The organism is Nocardioides sp. NPDC054178, from assembly GCF_055585005.1.
The window spans coordinates 364,813-383,395 of the sequence record NZ_JBVJKY010000002.1 but is presented as its reverse complement, the minus strand read 5'-3'; the positions used below and the strand labels follow the sequence as shown (position 1 = coordinate 383,395).

Annotated in this window: 15 protein-coding genes; 9 read left to right on the top strand and 6 right to left on the bottom strand. The window is 71.6% G+C overall.

What is annotated here, in order from left to right; all coding sequences use genetic code 11:
• The first annotated feature begins 70 nt into the window (after positions 1 to 70).
• Together ACZ6WN_RS08495 and ACZ6WN_RS08490 are read left to right on the top strand one after the other, a co-directional pair.
• Positions 71 to 676 carry a hypothetical protein gene (locus ACZ6WN_RS08495; RefSeq protein WP_465864035.1) on the top strand — a complete coding sequence of 202 codons (606 nt, stop codon included), beginning with the start codon at positions 71 to 73 and terminating at the stop codon, positions 674 to 676.
• Positions 673 to 1,296 (top strand): TetR/AcrR family transcriptional regulator, encoded by a 624-nt coding sequence (locus ACZ6WN_RS08490; RefSeq protein WP_465864033.1) that lies wholly within the window; start codon positions 673 to 675, stop codon positions 1,294 to 1,296. The genes ACZ6WN_RS08495 and ACZ6WN_RS08490 overlap by 4 nt, the downstream gene beginning before the upstream one ends.
• Before the next feature lie 12 nt (positions 1,297 to 1,308).
• On the opposite strand, the gene ACZ6WN_RS08485 is transcribed toward ACZ6WN_RS08490, so the two are convergent.
• Both ACZ6WN_RS08485 and ACZ6WN_RS08480 read right to left on the bottom strand, forming a co-directional pair.
• A complete protein-coding gene (locus ACZ6WN_RS08485; protein WP_465864031.1) occupies positions 1,309 to 2,229 on the bottom strand; it encodes an aminoglycoside phosphotransferase family protein in 921 nt (306 codons plus the stop codon).
• Positions 2,208 to 2,402 carry a hypothetical protein gene (locus tag ACZ6WN_RS08480; protein ID WP_465864029.1) on the bottom strand — a complete coding sequence of 65 codons (195 nt, stop codon included), beginning with the start codon at positions 2,400 to 2,402 and terminating at the stop codon, positions 2,208 to 2,210. The genes ACZ6WN_RS08485 and ACZ6WN_RS08480 overlap by 22 nt, the downstream gene beginning before the upstream one ends.
• On the opposite strand from ACZ6WN_RS08480, the gene ACZ6WN_RS08475 reads away from it, so the two are divergent.
• From ACZ6WN_RS08475 to ACZ6WN_RS08465, 3 genes are read left to right on the top strand one after another with little or no spacing between them, the layout of a single operon-like run.
• On the top strand, positions 2,401 to 2,862 hold the full coding sequence (locus tag ACZ6WN_RS08475; RefSeq protein WP_465864028.1) for a pyridoxamine 5'-phosphate oxidase family protein: 462 nt from the start codon (positions 2,401 to 2,403) through the stop codon (positions 2,860 to 2,862). The two genes, ACZ6WN_RS08480 and ACZ6WN_RS08475, sit on opposite strands and share 2 nt — an antisense overlap.
• Positions 2,852 to 3,505 carry a hypothetical protein gene (locus ACZ6WN_RS08470; RefSeq protein ID WP_465864026.1) on the top strand — a complete coding sequence of 218 codons (654 nt, stop codon included), beginning with the start codon at positions 2,852 to 2,854 and terminating at the stop codon, positions 3,503 to 3,505. The genes ACZ6WN_RS08475 and ACZ6WN_RS08470 overlap by 11 nt, the downstream gene beginning before the upstream one ends.
• A gap of 42 nt (positions 3,506 to 3,547) precedes the next feature.
• Positions 3,548 to 3,808: a hypothetical protein gene (locus tag ACZ6WN_RS08465; RefSeq protein ID WP_465864024.1), complete on the top strand. Its 261-nt coding sequence runs from the start codon at positions 3,548 to 3,550 to the stop codon at positions 3,806 to 3,808.
• On the opposite strand, the gene ACZ6WN_RS08460 is transcribed toward ACZ6WN_RS08465, so the two are convergent.
• From ACZ6WN_RS08460 to ACZ6WN_RS08450, 3 genes are all read right to left on the bottom strand, one after another.
• Positions 3,809 to 8,464: a family 78 glycoside hydrolase catalytic domain gene (locus tag ACZ6WN_RS08460; RefSeq protein WP_465864022.1), complete on the bottom strand. Its 4,656-nt coding sequence runs from the start codon at positions 8,462 to 8,464 to the stop codon at positions 3,809 to 3,811. It abuts the gene before it with no gap.
• 111 nt (positions 8,465 to 8,575) lie between these two features.
• Positions 8,576 to 10,225: a DNA repair helicase XPB gene (locus ACZ6WN_RS08455; protein WP_465864020.1), complete on the bottom strand. Its 1,650-nt coding sequence runs from the start codon at positions 10,223 to 10,225 to the stop codon at positions 8,576 to 8,578.
• Between the two features lie 40 nt (positions 10,226 to 10,265).
• Complete coding sequence (locus ACZ6WN_RS08450; RefSeq protein ID WP_465864018.1) at positions 10,266 to 11,195, bottom strand: helix-turn-helix transcriptional regulator; 930 nt, start codon at positions 11,193 to 11,195, stop codon at positions 10,266 to 10,268.
• 173 nt (positions 11,196 to 11,368) lie between these two features.
• Between ACZ6WN_RS08450 and ACZ6WN_RS08445 the strand changes: the two genes are divergently transcribed.
• From ACZ6WN_RS08445 to ACZ6WN_RS08430, 4 genes are read left to right on the top strand one after another with little or no spacing between them, the layout of a single operon-like run.
• Entirely contained in the window at positions 11,369 to 12,823 is a 1,455-nt protein-coding gene (locus ACZ6WN_RS08445; RefSeq protein ID WP_465864016.1) for an aldehyde dehydrogenase family protein, read from the top strand.
• Positions 12,824 to 12,880: 57 nt separating this feature from the next.
• Positions 12,881 to 13,996: a sugar ABC transporter substrate-binding protein gene (locus ACZ6WN_RS08440; protein WP_465864014.1), complete on the top strand. Its 1,116-nt coding sequence runs from the start codon at positions 12,881 to 12,883 to the stop codon at positions 13,994 to 13,996.
• Between the two features lie 3 nt (positions 13,997 to 13,999).
• The gene (locus ACZ6WN_RS08435) at positions 14,000 to 15,532 is read left to right on the top strand and encodes a sugar ABC transporter ATP-binding protein (RefSeq protein WP_465864012.1); all 1,533 of its coding nucleotides are present in this window, start codon (positions 14,000 to 14,002) and stop codon (positions 15,530 to 15,532) included.
• Positions 15,529 to 16,545, top strand: a complete 1,017-nt coding sequence (locus ACZ6WN_RS08430) for an ABC transporter permease (protein WP_465864010.1) — start codon at positions 15,529 to 15,531, stop codon at positions 16,543 to 16,545. The genes ACZ6WN_RS08435 and ACZ6WN_RS08430 overlap by 4 nt, the downstream gene beginning before the upstream one ends.
• On the opposite strand, the gene ACZ6WN_RS08425 is transcribed toward ACZ6WN_RS08430, so the two are convergent.
• Complete coding sequence (locus ACZ6WN_RS08425) at positions 16,520 to 18,511, bottom strand: helicase-associated domain-containing protein (RefSeq protein ID WP_465864008.1); 1,992 nt, start codon at positions 18,509 to 18,511, stop codon at positions 16,520 to 16,522. The genes ACZ6WN_RS08430 and ACZ6WN_RS08425 overlap by 26 nt on opposite strands.
• Positions 18,512 to 18,583 lie beyond the last annotated feature (72 nt).

The following is an 18,583-nucleotide window of genomic DNA, read 5'->3' as shown; positions in this document are numbered from 1 at the left end:
TTGAGCGATCGCTCAAGAGGTGCGCTACCGTGAGTTTGAGCAATTGCTCAAGTGGGTTCGAGGAGGCGTCGTGGCAGATCGGGTGTGGTCCGTCGTCTGGGCGTTCTGCCGTTGGTGGTCCTTCGGGGTGGTGCTCGGAGTCATCGTCGGAGGATGTGTGGGGAGCGCAGCGATCCCGGTCTTCGGGGTGCTCGCCGGAGCCTGGTACGGCTGCATCGTCGGTGCCGTCGTCGGGCTGGTAGAGGCGCCACTGGTCGCACCCGCGGTGCTGTTCCCTTCGTCGAGGGTCATCGACCGCATGTGGCCCGGCCTGGTGGGCTTTGCGGTGACCGCTGCGCTGGGCTACGTGATCTTGGGCCGAGCGGCCGAGGCCGACTTGGAGGACATCGCGCCGCTGCTGGGCATCGCGGGGGCGTCCGGAACGGTGGCGTCCTGGTTCGGAGTGGCAGTGACACGGCGTGTACGGATCCCGCTGCCGATCGTGGCGCTCTCGGCTCCTGCGCTAGGCCTGATCTGCGCTGTTGGTGGCGTCTTGTCCTGCCTCTTGCACGAGGGGGCGTCGGAGCCGGACCTCATCGCCATGTCCGTGCTGTCGGGACTCGCCTGTGGGGGCATACTCGGCGCAGTGCTGATCGCCTTCAACCAACTGATTGCCGAGGAGCCCCCAGCGAGATGAACCCCACCAAGGCCAAGCTGATGCTGGCGGTGACCGACCTGCTCAAGCAGGAGGGGATCGCCGGCATCTCGGCGCGGGCGGTCGCCGACCGGGCGGGGGTCAACCAGGCGCTGGTCTTCTACCACTTCGGAACCGTCATGGATCTCGTCGACCAGGCGTGCCGGGCGGCGACGGACGAGGCGGCGGCGTCCTACCGGGACGAGCTCGCGGAGGTGACCTCGCTGAGCGAGCTGCTGGCGCTCGGGCGGGGGCTTCACGAGCGGGAGCGAGCCGCGGGCAACATCACGGTGATGGCTCAGCTCCTGGCCGGCGCGCAGCGGGACACGACGCTGGCCGAGACAGGGCGCTACGCGATGGGCCGGTGGAACGAGGAGATCGAGGCCGCGGTCGCGCGTGCTCTGCAGGGGAGCCCCGTCGAGGGCGTGGTGGACGCACCGGGTCTGTCGCGCGCGATCAGCTCGGCGTTCATCGGCCTCCTCATGTACGACGGTGTCGACCGCCCCGGCGCGGAGTCGGCCTTCGCCTCCCTCGAGCAGCTCGGCACGCTCGTCGAGGTCATCGAGGATCTCGGACCCGCGGCCCGGCTCGTCCTTCGCTCCCGGCTCAAAGGCCTCGGCTAGCGCCGACCCCTCTCAGCCCGCCAGGGCAGCCCGCGCCATCACCAGCCGGTCGGCGCAGCGTACGGGCATCGTCTTGCGGTAGTACGGAAACGTCATCACCGCGATGAACAGCGCCCACGCGCGAGTGCGCAGCCAGGTGTCGTCGTCGATGCCGAGGGCGCTGCGGAACTCCTCGCGGCCGCGGCCGTCCAGGAGCTCCCAGGCACAGACCAGGTCGACGGTCGGGTCGCCGACGGAGAGGGCGCCGAAGTCGAGCACGGCGGTGAGACGGCCGTCGCGGGCGAGGAGGTTCTCGGCGAGCAGGTCACCGTGGAGCCAGCGCGGCTCGGGCTCGACCACCGGCAGCGCCATCGCCTCCTTCCACACGCCTGCGACCGCGTCCAGGTCCAGATCGAGGTCGGTGAGCTCACGGCACTGCTGCAGCCAGGACTGGAAGTCGGCGTCGAAGCCGGCGATCGACGTGCCGCGGTACCACCGCAGCTCGGGGTCGTCGAGCGCCTCCGGAGGCACCGCGGTCCGGCCTAGCCCGGTCACGACCTCGACCAGGTCGGCGGGGGTCACGTCCCCGGCTCCGGGGCGCGGCTTCTCGCCGTCGAGCCAGCGCACCACGCTCCAGCGCTCGGGATAGCCGAAGCCCGGCTCGCCGACTGTCAGCACCTCGGGCGCCGCCACCGAGAGGTTGGCCGCGAGCTCGGGAAGCCAGCGTGCCTCCTGCGTGATCTCGGCGGACCCGTTCGGCTGGCGGGGGAGACGTACGAGCCACTCCTGGCCCAGCCGGAAGAGCCGGTTGGTCGACCCGGTCGAGTCCAGCGGGCGGAGAGGAAGCTCTGCGTACGCGGCGACGTCGCGCCTCAGCAGGGACCGAACCAGGTCCTCGTCGATCATCAGCTCGTCATCGTGCATCGCGGCGTTCATCGTGGCCGAGCCAACCATGTCCGCCCCTGGAGGCGCGCATGGTTTTCCACGAAGATCCGGGCGTCGGTCTCGTCCTTCCACGGCCACAGCTCGGCCTCGAACTCCCAGGTCTCCACCCGCCCATCTTCTCCCGAACCGCCTCCGGAAAGCAGTACGTCGCCGGCTCGGTCGGCGACTAGGGTGCGGGCCATGGCTGCCCCTCGCTCCCTCGCCCAGAGACTCGCTGACACCCGCGCCCGTCTGGAGAACGACGTCGACCTGTGGATCGCCTCCGCGCACGACGACCAGCCGTGGCTGGTGCCGATCTCGTTCGTGTGGTGGGCGGGCGAGATCTGGATCGCGAGCATGGGCGGTGCGCGCACCCAGCGCAACCTGTCCGCCTCCCCGGTCGTACGCCTCGCACTCGGTGAGCTGCGCGACGTCGTGATCGTCGACGGTCGCGCCGAGGTCGAGCCGATGGAGCGTACGCCCAGGGAGGTGCTCGACATCTATGCGGCCAAGCAGGGCGGGGACCCGAGCAGCTGGGCCGACAGCCTGATCCGCATCCGGCCGGCCAAGGTCCAGGCCTGGCGCGAGGAGAACGAGCTCGAGGGACGCCACCTGATGCGCAACGGCCGCTGGCTGGACGAGGGCGGGTCCGATGGCAGCTGAGATCCCGCTGACCGCCGACACCTTCCGGGCGCTGGCCCGGTCCTCGCCATGGCGCTTCTCCGCTCTGCACCTCACCTGGCGGACGCGGGACGAGGGCGACGTCGAATGCTGGTTGCGCAGACCTGGCTGGCTCCGCGTGCGCGATGCCGCCGGGGATCGCGTGATCAGGGGCGACGCTCCGGTGTTCGATCCGGCGCCGGTCCTGCGCGCCGACGGTCTCGTGGAGAGCCGGCCGCGGGCCCACACCCACGACATCGACGACCCGATGTGGAACAACTACCTGTTCGTCTCGATGCTGGATCCCGAGGAGCTCTCCGCCGACGTCGTGCTGAGCGACCTGCGGTCGGAGCCGCGGGCGGGGCGGGAGACCTGGTGGGCGAGGGCCGTGCCCGAGGACGGGTACGAGCCGCGGTGCGGTTGTTGTCCGCTGCTGTGGTCCCGGGTCACCGACTGGTTCGAGTACGGAGACGGTGCCCCGGGGTGGGAGCCGCCGGCGGGCACGGACTACCCCGAGGCGTACGACATCGCGCTGGACGTGGCGACCGGGATCGTCGTGCGGCTGAGCCCGGTCGGCGGCTCGCGGCCCGAGCACGGGTTCGAGACCACGATCCACGAGGCAGAACTGTCGGTGGTCTCTGTTTAGGTGGTGGTGAGGACGACATCCGATCCAGGCGGAGGAGATGTCATGACCATCAGCACGACCATCGACGAGGAGATCGAGCGGCTCGAGGAGGAGCTCGGCGAGCGGCCTGCCTGCGAGTGCAGCTGCGGCAGCCCGGACAGCGACGCGGAGCCTTGTGGCGAGGTGGCGGCGTACGCCGTGACCGTGCTCTGTCCCGATGACCGGTGCACCCACACCTATCTGTTGTGTCGGGAGTGCCGCGATCAATGGGTCCAGAACTGTCCGCCACCTCACCAGCTGCGCGTCGTTGCGCTCGGGTGGTGATCACCCCACCGGCACCACCCACACGTCGGCGACCGACGGGTCGTAGTCGGCGCCGGTGTCCCGGAACCGGAGCCGCACCGAGCCGTCCGCGGTCTGCGCCGAGGGCTCCACCAGGAACTGGTGGGTCATCGTGCCCTGCCCGCCGCCGGTGCGGGTCAGATCGACGCTGTGCGCGACCTGACCGTCGAGCTCGACGTCGTAGGTCTTGCGTCGTGCGCCGTCGAACGTCTCCACGATGCGGACCACGAATGCTCCATCCGTCGGCACCGCGGCGTCGAACTCGAACCAGCCGCCGGGGTAGGAGGAGTGCGTGTAGCGGCGGGTCAGGCCGGCCTCCTGGTTGGTCCCCGACCGCTCGGAGGCGGTCAGCCCGTGCGCCGTCTCCGACGTCGCCTCACCGAGGTCGACATGATCGGTCGACTCCGACGGTGGCGTCGCGAGTCCGACGGTCACGGTCGCCGCCGCCTGCTCCGCCGGGGTGGCTCCGGTCGCGACCGTCAGGGACACCGGGCCACCGACGACCGTCTGCGGCACCACGACCGCGATGTCGACGTCGGCGTCCTGGCCGGCCGGGATCTGGTAGCCCACCGGCTCCGCCGACCAGCCGGCGGGACCGGTCAGCGACAGCTCGCCGCGCTGGGTGACGTCGCTGCGGTTGTGCAGCGTGGCGGTGATCGTCGCGGTCCCTCCGCCGTCGACCGACGCCGGGGCGCTGGACGTCGTGGTGATCTGCACGCCGGGCCCGACGATCAGGGTGCCTCCCACCGGAAGCCTGGCGGTGCCGCCCGAGCGGCTGTAGGACAGCTCGCCGCTCAGCTCCGCGGGACCCACGGTGGCGTCCTCCGGCACCGTGACCTCGTAGGCGTGCTCGACCTGGCCGCCGGCGGGCACGGTGCCGGCGGGCGCACCGACCGGCTCCGCGGTCCATCCGTCCGGCACCTCGAGCGACGAGGTCACCTCCTTCAGCGACTGCCTGCCGGAGTTGTCGACCCGCACCGAGACCTGGACGACATCGCCGGGCAGGACCTCCTCGCCGGGGACCTTCAGGACGGCGACGGCGCCGACCAGCCGGGCCGAGGCCCGCGAGAGGCTCTTCTCGATCGCCGTCAGCCGATCGCGCAGAGCTGCCGCGGTCGCGTCGCTGAGCATGCCGTTCTCGGCGTACATCTGGACGGCGCGGTCCAGGTTCGCGGCCGCGGCGAGAGCACGATGGACCGCCTCGGCGACCCGCTCCTCCTCGGTGCCACGAGCGGCGAGGTCCCACGCTCCGGTGATCTCGCCGCGCAGCAGCGCGGTCCGCTTCAGCAGGTCGCGCTCGGCGGCACGACCCGCGGGGCCGTCGAGGTCCAGGGCGGAGACCTGCGCGGCCGTCGCGGCCGCGCCCGCCCGAGCGGCACCGAGGTCCCCGAGCACGGGAGCGACCGCGAAGTCGTAGTCGCCGGATCCGACCTCGAGAACGACCACGCCCTCGTCCTCGCGGACGAAATCGACGTCCGCCGAGTCCTCGATCGGTGAGCCACCCTCGGTGACCGCCCAGCGGTTGGCGGCCGGGATCCGCACCTCGGCGGTCGTGTTCGCCGGGACGGTCACCGCGAGGGTCATCGGCCCGTCGTCGGTCGCCCAGGCGCTCTTCACCGTGCCGTACGGGGTCTGCAGGCTGTAGTCGACGTGGTCGACACCGTCTCCGGGCTCGGGCGCGATCCTCACCTTCCGATAGCCGGGCTCGGCGGCCGAGACGCCGGCCATGGTGCGATACATCCACTCGCCGACGGCGCCGTAGGCGTAGTGGTTGAAGGAGTTCATGCCCACGTCGTTGAAGGTGCCGTCCGGGTTGATCGAGTTCCAGCGCTCCCAGATCGTGGTGGCGCCCTTACCGATCTCGTAGCCCCACGAGGGGTAGTCCTCGTGCTGCAGGAGCCGGTAGGCGATGTCCGTGCGCCCGGCCTTGGTCAGCGCGGGCAGCAGCCCGTCGACACCCAGGAACCCGGTCGAGAGGTGGTAGTCACGCCGTTCGAGCGTCTGCACGAACTGGTCGTAGACCGCGTCGCGACGGTCCTCGGGCTCGAGGTCGTTGGTCAGGGTGAGGATGTACGCGGTCTGGCTGTCGCCCTTGACGGAGCCGTCGGCGGCGATGAACGCCTGCTGGTACGCCGCCCGGATCGCCTCGAAGCGGGCCTGGTAGGCCGCGGCGTCGGCGTCCTTGCCGATGGCCTTCGCCATCTGCGCGAACTCCCGGGTGCTCTTCGCGACGAAGGCCGTGTCCAAGACGTCCGCGGGCGTCGGGTCGTCGAGGTTGAGCCAGTCCAGATAGCCCCCGGCGGAGCGGATGTGCCCGGTCGAGTCGGCGTCGAGGAAGTCGACGTAGCGCTTCATCATGTCGTAGTTCTCCGTGATGACGCCGGTGTCGCCGTAGGCCTGCCACAGCGTCCACGGCACGTGCACGCCCGCGTCCATCCAGCCGGCCGACTCGTACCCGCCGTCGAAGCGGCCCGGGACGACCGGGGCGACGCCGGGCAGCGATCCGTTGGGTCGCTGGGTGTCGCGCAGGTCCTGCAGCCACTTGGTCAGGAACGACTCGGAGTCCATGTTGTAGACCGCCGTCCTGGAGAAGACGTTGATGTCGCCGGTCCAGCCCATCCGCTCGTCGCGGGCCGGGGTGTCGGTCGGGATGGAGAGGAAGTTGCCGCGCATCCCCCACACGATGTTGCTCTGCAGCTGGTCGACCAGCGGCGAGCTCGTGTCCAGGGTGCTGGTCAGGTCGCCGTCGGTGCCCACCACGACACCCACGATGTCGTCGGCATCGGGCGCCTTCTCCAGCCCGGAGATCTCGACGTAGCGGAACCCGTGGAAGGTGAAGGACGGCTCGTACGTCTCCGGCTCGTCCGACCCGATGGTGTAGGTGTCGGTGGCCTTCGCGCTGCGGAGGTTGGCGGTGTAGAGGGTGCCGTCCGGGTTGAGCACCTCGCCGTGGCGGATCGTGACCGTCTGGCCCTTCTCGCCCTGCACGGTGAGGCGGACGTGGCCGACCATGTTCTGGCCGAGGTCGTAGAGGTAGACGCCGTCGGTCGGTGAGTCGATCCGCTTCGCGGTCTCGAGCTCCTCGGTGACGCGTACGTCGACGGCTGTCTGGGGCTCGAGCACGTCGGTCGACTCGTCCCTGACGGCGACGGCGGACCAGTCCCGGTCGTCGTAGCCGGCCTCGTCCCAGCCGTCGACCTCGGCCGCGCGAGCGGCGTCGTACCACTCGCCGTCGAGGAGGTCGGCCTCGCGGGTGGGCCCGCCGGTCGTGCGCCAGCTGTCGTCGGTGCGCACGACCTCGCTGGTTCCGTCGGAGTAGTCGACGACGAGCTCGGCGATCACGGAGTTGGCGGTGCCGTAGACGTCGGTGCCGAACATCGCGACCTTGCCGGAGTACCAGCCGGGCGCGACCTCGGCCCCGAACACGTTCGATCCCGAGCGGACCAGCTCGGTCACGTCATAGGTCTGGTAGTCGATGCGCTTGTCGTACGCCGTCCAGCCGGGCGCCAGCTCGGCGTCGCCGACCCGCTTGCCGTTGAGGCGCAGCTCGTAGACGCCGCGCGCCGAGGCGTAGACCCGGGCGCGGGAGACCTTCTTCGATCCCAGATCGACCTCCTTGCGCAGCAGCGGCACCGCGTCGTCGCCGCGCAGCCACGCCTCGCCGCCGGCGCTGTCGACCTTGAGCCCGTCGGCGGTGACGGTGCCGGCGGTGAAGGTGCGGTCGCCGGCCGGGAAGTCGGTGTCCACGAGGGCGGTGCCACCGGCGCTCGTCACGGTCACGTCGTGGACCAGTCCGTGCTCGGCGCCGTTGGTGCGGAACCCCATGACCCCGGGCCCGGCGAAGGTGGCGTCGGTACGCCGGTCGAGCTGCTGGCCGTCGATCGTGGTCGTGATGGTGTCGTCGGCGACGGTGATCGCGTAGTCGTGCTCCGCGGCGAAGTCGAAGCCGCTCGGCACCGGCTTCGCGGCGAGCACGGAGTAGCCGCCGTTGCGCTTCACGTGCGGACGAAGCGCGTCGTCGGACTCGCTGAACTGCCACATGTAGGCGTTCTCGGTGTCCTCGCCGCGGAAGTAGACGCCGAGAGCTCCGCCGATGTCGGAGGCGGTGAACTCGATCGTGTAGTCGGTCCACTCCGCGCCCAGCTCAGCAGTCTCCGCGCCGATCCAGTCCGCGGTCCACGCCTGCTCACCGAGGCCGGTGGCGAACGTCGCCGGCTCGCTCCACGCCGAGGCGACGCCCTCGTCGTCCCAGACCCGCACCGACCACACGTAGTCCGTGCGCGGCTTCAGCGCGGGCCCGGCGTACCGGATGTCGACCGACTGCCGGGACTTCACCTTCCGGCTGTCCCACACGTCGGGCGAGGTGAGCCGTCGCTCCGAGGACGCGACCCGGATCTGGTACGCCTTCTGGGTCACGCCGCGGCGCTCGGAGTCGAGCTGCCACCCCAGCGTGGGGGCGGTGGTCGCGATGCCGAGCGGATCGACGAGCGCGTTCGTCCGCAGCTCGCTGACGACGGGGACGGCGCCCGTCGCCACGTCTTCGGTCGTTGGGACGGCACTGGCGGCGAGTGGGGGCAGTGCAGGGGAGAGGACGACGGCGAGGGTGGCCGTGACCAGCCCGGCGATGTGTCGGCGCACGCGGACTCCTGAGATCGAGGAATTGAAACGCTTCACCGAGTATGGCGTGCGTCACATTCCGCGTGCATCGACTTGGCCGCATCCGGCCAGGCCTACCGATTCGACCCAGGGTCAGGAGGTGAGGTCGTCGAGCGAGTCGGCATCGACGATCCGGTACGCATAGCCCTGCTCGGCCAGGAAACGCTGGCGGTTCTGGGCGAAGTCGGCGTCGACGGTGTCGCGGGAGACGATCGTGTAGAAGTGCGCGGTCTTGTTGCCGTCGCCGGGACGCAGCAGGCGCCCGAGGCGCTGGGCCTCCTCCTGACGGGAGCCGTAGGCCCCGGAGACCTGGATCGCGACCTCGGCGGAGGGCAGGTCGATGGAGAAGTTGGCGACCTTGGAGACGACGAGCAGGTCGATCTCGCCGGAGCGGAAGGCGTCGAAGAGCCGCTGGCGCTCCTTGACCGACGTCTTGCCCTCGATCACCGGGGCGTCGAGCGAGGCCGCGATCTCGTCGAGCTGCTCGAGATACTGCCCGATCACCAGCGTCGGCTTGCCGGCGTGGGAGGCGACGATCTCCTTGACCACGTCGATCTTGTGATGGGTGCACGAGGCGATCCGGTAGCGCTCGTCGGGCTCGGCGGTGGCGTAGACGAGCCGCTCGTCGGCGGGCAGGGTCACTCGCACCTCGACGCAGTCCGCCGGGGCGATCCAGCCCTGCGCCTCGATGTCCTTCCAGGGTGCGTCGTAGCGCTTGGGGCCGATCAGGGAGAACACGTCGCCCTCACGACCGTCCTCACGCACCAGCGTGGCGGTCAGGCCGAGCCGGCGGCGGGCCTGCAGGTCGGCGGTCATCCGGAAGATCGGGGCGGGGAGGAGATGCACCTCGTCGTAGACGACCAGTCCCCAGTCGCGGGCATCGAGCAGCTCGAGGTGGGGATAGGCGCCCTTCCGGCGCATGGTCAGCACCTGGTAGGTGGCGATCGTGACCGGCCGGATCTCCTTGACCGACCCCGAGTATTCGCCGATCTCGTCCGCGGTCAGCGAGGTGCGGCGTACGAGCTCGTCCTTCCACTGCCGCGCGGAGACGGTGTTGGTGACGAGGATCAGGGTGGTCGCCTGAGCGTGCGCCATCGCGGCGGCGCCGACCAGCGTCTTGCCGGCTCCGCAGGGGAGCACGACGACGCCGGAGCCGCCGTGCCAGAACGACTCGGCGGCCTCCGACTGGTAGGGGCGCAGCGTCCAGTCGGAGGTGTCCAGCGACATCGGGTGCGCCTCGCCGTCGACGTAGCCCGCGTAGTCCTCGGCCGGCCAGCCGAGCTTGAGCAGCGCCTGCTTGAGGTTGCCGCGCTCGGAGGGGTGGACGACGACGGTGTCCGCGTCGAGCCGTTCGCCGAGCATCCCGGCGACCTTCTTCGCCCGGATGACCTCCTCCAGCACCGCCCGGTCGGAGGAGACCAGCACCAGCCCGTTGGCCGGGTTCTTCTCGAGGCGGAGCCGGCCGTAGCGGGCCATCGTCTCGGCGACGTCGACCAGCAGCGAGTGTGGAACCGGATAGCGGGAGAACTCCAGCAGCGTGTCCACCACCTGCTCGGCGTCGTGCCCGGCCGCGCGTGCGTTCCACAGGCCCAGCGGCGTCAGCCGATAGGTGTGGATGTGCTCCGGTGACCGCTCCAGCTCGGCGAACGGCGCGATCGCCTTGCGGCACTCACCTGCCCGGGCATGGTCGACCTCGAGCAGCAGCGTCTTGTCCGACTGGACGATCAGGGGGCCGTCGTTCACCGGACCAGCCTACGGGCCGGCCCGCGGACCGCGGTCGGGCTCAGGCGACGCGGTCCCCGGCGCGCCACTCCCGCGGCGTGACGCCGTAGGCCCGGCGGAAGGCACGGGTGAAGGTGAGCGGGTCGTTGAACCCGCAGACGTACGCGACGGCGCCGATGCCGCCGGGAGGCCGGCGCTCGGCGGAGAGCATCTCGGCGGCGGCGGCGAGGCGTACGGAGCGGAGGTAGGCGGCCGGGGAGCTGCCGGACTCCTCGAAGACCTGGTAGAGCCGCCGCCGGGAGACACCGTGGCGGTGGGCGACCTCGTCCATGGTCAGGGTGCGGTCTCCGGCGTGGTCGCGCAGGTGCTGGCGCACGGTGTGGCGCAGCCCGGCGGTGGTGTGCGGGGTGACCGGGGCGCTGGTGAACGCGGAGTGGATCATCACCGCCGCCAGGTCGCGGACCACGGTCGCCACCTCGGCAGGACTCTCCGCCTCCGGGAGCGCGGCCGCGTAGGAGAAGAGGGCACGCGCCGCCGGTGCCTCCTGGACCCGGGGGAGCGCGACCCGGTCCGCGGCCTCGCCGAGCATCCCGCTCGGCAGCCGCATCGAGGAGCGGGAGACCTGGACGAGAAGCTGCTGCTGGTGCGGGGCGGAGTAGTCCACGAGGTAGGGGGCGTCGACCCGGTAGACCGACACCGACCCGGGGCGCACCGCAACGGTCCGGGACCCGGAGGAGACCGTGCCGGTGCTCGAGCGTTGCAGCGAGAGGTGCAGGTCGTCTCCGCCGGCGCCACGGGCGAGCCGGGCGGTGCGCGTGGAGCTGTGGCCCGAGGAGGTCGCGAGCGCCACCGCGATGCCGTCGTCGAGCTGGGTGTGCTCCATCCGGCCGGTGAACCCGGGCTCGACGTCGTTGCAGGCGAGGGGCACGAAGCAGGTGCTCACCACCGACTGCCAGGCGTCGGCACTGTCGACCTCGACCACGGCGCTCATCTCATCCCTCCTCCCGGGCCTGACAAGAGCCTACGGAACGTGATGCCGGTCACGCTCGTATCCGCCCGGCGCCGTGCACAAATCGTCGGTTCAGACGGCGGCGACCCGCCGTAGCGTCGTCGCGGCGGCGGCCACCAGAGGCCGTCGTCGCCAGATGCAGACGAGGGAGTGGGATGGGTTTCTTCGACCAGGACCAGTGGACCGGCAGGGCGTACGTCGGGGGCTGGGTGAGACTCAGCGGGACGCTGGAGGTGTCCGCGCCGGCGACCGGCGAGGTGATCGCCGAGGTCGCGTCCGGCGAGGCCACCGATGTGGACCAGGCGGTGAGCCTGGGGGTCGAGGCGCAGCGGGAGTGGGCGGCACGACCGGCCGAGGTGCGCGCCGAGGTGATGCGCCGGGCCGCCGCGATCCTGGCCGAGCACCAGGACGGGCTGGTCGACTGGCTCGTGCGCGAGGCCGGATCCGGTCAGGGCAAGGCGGCCTTCGAGGCCGGGCTGGTCGCCGCCGAGCTGCACCATGCCGCCGCGACCGCGCTGATGCCCTACGGCCAGCTGCTCCAGTCCTCGCACCCGCGGCTGAGCGTCGCCCGGCGTCGCCCGGTGGGCGTCGTCGGTGTCATCTCGCCGTTCAACTTCCCGGCGATCCTGGCCGCCCGCTCCGTCTTCCCGGCGCTCGCGCTGGGCAACGCCGTCGTCCTCAAGCCCGACCCGCGCACCAGCATCGGCGGCGGGCTGTTCCTCGCCGCGCTGCTGGAGGAGGCCGGGCTCCCGGCCGGGTTGCTGGCCGTCGTCCCGGGACGGGTCGCGGCCGGTTCGGCCCTTGTCGAGCATCCGGAGGTGCCGGTCATCTCCTTCACCGGCTCGACCGAGGCCGGCCGGGTCATCGGCGAGCGCGCCGGACGCCTGCTCAAGCGTGCCCATCTCGAGCTCGGCGGCAACAACGCCATGATCGTCCTGCCCGGCGTCGACGTGGCCGCCGCGGCCTCGGCCGGAGCCTGGGGCTCCTTCCTGCACCAGGGCCAGATCTGCATGACCACCGGCCGCCACCTGGTGCACGCCGACATCTACGACGAGTACGTCGCGACCCTGGCCGCCAAGGCCGCCGGGATCCCGGTGGGCGACCCGACCAGCGGCGTACCTCTGGGGCCGGTCATCGACGCGGGTCAGCGCGACAAGGTGCACGCCCTGGTCACGGGGTCGATCCAGGCCGGCGCGAAACTGGAGACGGGTGGGACGTACGAGGGCCTCTTCTACCAGCCGACGGTGCTGTCCGCGGTGACCCCGGAGCATCCCGCGTTCGCCGAGGAGATCTTCGGGCCGGTCGCACCGGTGACCCGGTTCGAGACCGTCGACGAGGCGATCGAGCTGGTCCGCCGCAGCGACTACGGCCTCTCGGTCGGCGTCCTCACCACGGATCCGTTCGCGGGCTACGAGCTCGCCGACCGGATCCCCAGCGGGATCGTGCACGTCAACGACCAGACCGTCGACGACGAGGCCCAGGCGCCGTTCGGTGGTGTCGGCGACTCCGGCACCGGCGCCCGGTTCGGCGGCCACGAGGCCAACATCGACGCCTTCACCGAGACCCAGTGGGTCACGGTGCAGTCGCAGATCCAGGCGTACCCCTTCTGAACCCTCTCGGGTCCCCCACTGATCCACCCGATCCACCTGAGACAAGGACGACGCACAATGAGAACGAAGCGGATGTACGCGGCGCTGGCCGCGGGAGCGCTGCTGCTCGCCGGCTGCGGGAGCGAGAGCGGAGACGGAGGCGGTGCCGGCGCCGAAGCCGACGTCGAGGCCGCGCAGGCCTACCTGGAGCCGTGGAACGGCGAGGGTGAGAAGGGTCAGCTGATCGACGAGCCGCTCTCCAAGCCGATCGCCCAGGGCACCGAGGTCGTCTACCTCGACGTCGGCACCCCGGTCAGCGCGGTGATGTGGGGCAACCTGCAGGCACCGGCGAAGCTGCTCGGGCTGAAGCTGGAGCGGGTCGAGGTCGGCCGGGACGCGCAGAGCATCAACGCCGCGATGAACACCGTCGTCGAGAAGGCGCCCGACGGGGTCATCAACATCACCCTGGACCCGGTCTTCTTCGAGACGCAGATCAAGACGCTGACGGAGAAGGGGATCCCGATCGCCTCCGGGTCGGTGATGAACACCGTCGAGCACGGCCTGCCCGAGGCGTTCAACGGCCCGGACTGGATGAAGGCCAACGGCGCCGCGCTGGCGGCGGCCGCCGTGGTTCGCTCGGAGGGCGCGAGCGAGTACGTCTTCTACAACGTGCCCGAGTTCCCGTTCTCGCCGCTGGAGCTGGAGGGGGCGAAGGCGAAGATGAAGGAGCTCTGCCCCGACTGCACGCTGCGCACCGTCGACATCCCGATCGCCGAGCTGGGCTCCACCGCGGCCGACCGGGTGGTCAGCGACCTGCAGGCCAACCCGGACACGGAGTACTTCATCGCCGCGGTCGACGAGGTCCAGATCGGTCTGCCTCAGAAGCTGAAGCTGGCCGGTATCGAGACCCAGGGCATCGGGATGTGGACCTCGCCGCCCAACTACGAGCAGATCGGCTCCGGCGACCAGGACGCGACGCTCTCGGTCGACCTCAACCTGATGATGTGGACGGTCCTGGACCAGCTGCTGCGGGAGATGAACGGCGATGCGTACGAGTGGCCGGCGACCGAGGTGCGTGCCTCGACCCTGACCCGGGTCACGGACGCCGCGAACCTCCCGGAGGACGCCACGGTCGGCTACCAGGCGATCGAGGATCTCGAGGCGCTCTTCGCCGAGACCTGGCTGGTCGACTGAGCGATGTCGGCCGAGATATCGAGAGGTGACCCGCTGCTGCGGGTCACCTCCCTGGTGAAGGACTTCCCGGGCCTGCGGGCGCTCGACGACGTCTCGCTCGAGGTGCACGGCGGCGAGGTGGTGGCCGTGCTCGGCCACAACGGCTCCGGGAAGTCGACCCTGGTCAAGGTCCTCGCGGGCAGGTACGCCGCCGACGGCGGCACCCTCGAGCTGCCCGCTTCGGAGGGCGAGGAGGCAGCCGAGCTGCACTTCATCCATCAGGATCTCGCGCTGGTCGGTGCGCTGACCGCGATCGAGAACCTGAACCTGATCGGCTCGGCCCGACTGCGCCCCCATGACAGTCGGGCCGAGCGCCGCCGTGCCGTCGAGCTCGTCTCCCGGTTCGGGGAGGCGTTCGACGTCACCGTCCCGGTCGCGTCCCTGACGCCCGGTCAGCGTGCGATCGTCGCGATCGCACGCGCCCTGGACGGGTGGACGCACCCGCGCAACGTGCTCGTCCTCGACGAGCCCACCGAGTCGCTGCACGGCGCCGAGGTGGAGGTCCTCTTCTCGGCGGTCCGCCGTCTCGCGGCCGACGGCGCGGGCGTCATGTTCATCTCCCACCGCCTCGACGAGGTCCTCGCGCTCGCCGATCGGGTCGTGGTGCTGCGCGACGGACGAGTCGTCGCCGCGGAGCCGGTCGAGGGCCTCGACCACGACCGGCTCGTCGAGCTCATCACCGGCGCCACCCCGGCGCAGATCGAGAGCCACCGGCCCCAGGACGTACGCAGCACCGACCCGGTCCTGAGCGTCCGTGGCCTGCGCGGTGGTGCCATCGAGCACCTCGACCTCGACCTGCACCCGGGCGAGGTCGTCGGCGTCGCCGGCGTGCTCGGCTCGGGCCGGGAGGCGGTGCCGTCGCTGCTCTTCGGCGCGGTGCCGTCCCAGATGGGGAGCCTCACCGTCGACGGCGCTGTCGTGCTGGCGCCGACCCCGGCGACCAGCATCCGGCGCAGGGTCGCCTTCGTCCCGGGCGATCGCGCCCGGCACGGCTCCACCGCCCAGATGAGCGCCCGGGAGAACCTCACCCTGCCGCAGCTGCGCACCGTCCAAGGTGCCGGCGGCGCGATCAGCACCCGTCGGGAGCGTGCGGAGGCGGAGCGCCGGCTGGCGGCGTACGACGTCCGTCCGCACCGCACCGAGCAGCGGTTCGGGCTGTTCAGCGGGGGCAACCAGCAGAAGATCGTGCTGGCCAGGTGGCTGCGCGACGACCCGCTGGTGCTGCTGCTCGACGAGCCGACCCAGGGTGTCGACATCGGCGCCAAGACCACCATCTACGAGGCGGTTGGACAGGCCGCGGCCAACGGGACCGCGGTGCTGGTGAGCTCCTCGGACACCAAGGAGCTGCTCCGGATCTGCGACCGCGTGCTCGTCCTGCGAGACGGCCGCCTCGTCGCCGAGCTCGCCGGCGCGACGCTCACCGAGCACCGCCTGCTCGTCGAGGGCTACGGCCTGACGCCCGACCACCCCGAGAGCCAGAACCAAGGACCATCGTGAACCTGCGTGCACTCTCCTTCCGCAACATCAGCGCCGTCTACATCTTCGTGGTGATGTTCGTCGTCTTCTCGATCTGGATCCCGGACCGGTTCCTCCAGGTCGGGGTGTGGCGCTCGATCCTCGACGCCGAGGCGCTCACCGGGCTGGCCGCGCTCGCCGCGCTGATCCCGCTGGTCACCGGCTCGCTCAACCTGGCGATCGGGGCGCAGGTCGGCTTCACCGCGATCCTGTCGGCCTGGCTGCTGGCGAAGGCGGGTCTGCCGATCGTGGTCCAGCTCCCGCTGGTGCTGGTCGTCGGCGCGCTGATCGGCTGGGTCACCGCGGTCGTCATCACCAGGCTGCGGGTCGAGCCGATCGTGGCGACCCTGGCGATGAGCTCGATCCTGCTCGCCGGGATGGCCTGGGTCTCCGGCAGCCAGCAGATCCTCGACCTCGGTCCCTCCTACCGGACGCTGGCCACGACGCAGTGGGCGGGCGTGACGGTGCCGGTCTACGTCCTGTTCGCGGTGGCCCTGGTGAGCTGGTACGTCCTCGAGCGCACCCCCGTCGGCCGTCGGATGTACGCCTCCGGCTTCAACCCCGACTCCGCCCGGCTCGCCGGCGTCGGCGTGACCCGGATCCAGACCGGCGCGCTGATGGCTGGCGGCGCGATCGCCGCGCTGGCCGGAGCCCTCCTCACCAGCCGCCTCAACGCCGGGGACCCTACGGTCGGCCCGAGCTTCCTGCTCCCGGCGCTGACCGCGGTGTTCCTGGGCTCGACCCAGTTCCGGGGCGGACGGTTCAACGTGTGGGGCACGCTGGTGGCGATGTACGTCCTCGCCGTCGGCATCAAGGGTCTTCAGCTGGGCGGCTCGCCGCGCTGGGTCAACGACCTCTTCTACGGCGTCGCGCTCATCCTCGCCGTCGCGCTCTCGCAGTGGGAGACGCGCGGCCGCGTGCTCTGGCGCGGCCGGCGGAAGGCGGTGGAGGCAGCGGAGGAGGAGAAGGTCACGACCCCGGCCGGACGCTCCTGATCCGGGACAGCGCGAAGGAACGTACGTCGTCCTCGACCCGGGCCGCCAGGGAGCCGCCGTCGATGCCCACGGGCTCGACGCGGGCCTCGTCGGCGACCCCGCGGCCGTCGACGTAGGAGATCACGACCTGCTCCCCGGCGTCGATGGCCTCGTGGAGGATCGCCATGGTCGAGGCCGGCTCGGGCGGCGAGGGGCGTGAGGCGGCGGTCTCGTCGCCGGCCTTGATGCGCGCCGCCACCGCGGTCGCCCGCGCGGTGAGGTGGGCCTCCTGCGCACCCGCGGGGCGCGGCGCGTTGCGGGCCTTGGCGCGCTTGGCGTCGGGACGCGCCACGTGGACCGACCCGTCGGGTGCCTCGACGACCGGCGCCAGACCCAGCTCGCGCAGCCGGGGGAGGAGCGAGTCGAGCGCGACGGTGCTGACGACGACCGTCGGTGCCAGCCGCCGCAGCCCCAGCGACTCGGCCGCGGGATGGGCCAGCAGCTCGGCCAGCGCGGCCTCGTCGTCGCTGCGCAGGTAGGCCGCGGCGAACCCGACCCGGACCGTGCCGAACGTACGCGCCGTGTCGTCGACCAGGTAGGTCAGCGCCTGCGGGACGGGGGTGCGGGAGGCGGCGGTGAGGAACGCGTGGATCTCGGTGGCGGTCCAGCCGCGGTCCATCGCCCGGCGCACGGACTCCTTGGTGAACCGGTAGACCGTCGCCCCGCCGTGCGACTCCACGGTGGCCACCACGGCCAGCGTGCGAGCCAGCGCGGGCTCCAGCGGCCCCGGTGCGACCGCGGTCAGATCGCCCTGGAGCAGCACGTGGTCGACCGGCTCCGGCAGCAGCCCGGCCAGGGTCGGGACCGGGTCCTCGCCCGCCACCAGAAGCCGACCGTACGCAGCCAGCCCGCCGAACGCGGTGAGCCCGAGGGCCTCGGCCTCGGTGAGCGTCCAGTCCACCAGCGACTCGCGGGACTCGGTGCGGGTGCGCGGCCGGCGCGGCCGCTCCCAGGTGAGCCTGGCGACCACCGCCGCCGGCCCGGTGCCGGCGGCGAGCACCTCGCCGTCCGGGAGCCCGGCCAGCAGGCGCAGCGTCAGCCGCCGTGTCTCCACGGCCGAGGCGCCGGCCAGGTCGGGCGCCAGCGCGTTCCACGTCTTCCCGGCCGGGTCCCGCTGGCCGACGAGCCCGGGAAGGCGCGGCGAGGCCAGCCAGGCGCCGGCGACGTGGCTCCAACGGGCCGCGAGCGGCTGCTGGAGCCACTGGTCGAAGAGCTCGGTCGGCATCCAGGACGGGTCGCCCTCCTCGTCGGTGCCCAGCGCGAGTAGCCCCGAGGACCAGGCGACCTCGATCAGCAGGGCCGCTCCGGGTTCGGTGAGATGGAGCCGCTCGGCGCTCGCCCTCAGGTCGCGCACCGTCAGCCCCGCCCCGCCGCGCAGCGACCGGGGTGGCGTGGCGCTCCAGGCGTCGAGGAGCAGCTCGAGGTTGCGTACGAGCTCGAAGGCGGCGCCCGCGGCCGCCCGGTCGACCAGCGTGGACGCCCGCGAGGAGGTCGGCAGGGGCGGCGGGACGTCCACGGGGTCGGGCGTCGTTCGTCCGCCCCGCAGCGCGAGCCCGACCTCGCCGGGCAGGGTCAGCATGCCGTCGCCCGAGGACACCAGCAGCCCGTGGGCGATCAGCTCCTCGGCCGGTCCGGACGCCTCGGCCACCGAGACGCCCGGGCGCGCGCGGGAGGAGGAGGCCTGCCCGCCGCCGGCGTCGACGGCCGCCAGCATCGCGCGCGCCTCGGCCGACACAGCCGGCAGGCTGCGTACGCCTTCTTCCTGGTCAGCGGCGAACGGCTGCAGTCCCGAGGTGCCCGGCGACCCCTGCAGCAGGGCCGCGACACCGGTCACCGCGCGCAGGCCGTCGAGGGAGTGCCACACCAGGCAGGTGTCCTCCAGATGAGAAAGTGCCCGTGTCGCGGCGTCCACTTCAGCGTTCAGCATGGAAGATAAGTGGGCTTTGGTGGTTTGATTCGCGAGGACAACGGCATCAAGCACGATCAGCTCGAGATGGTT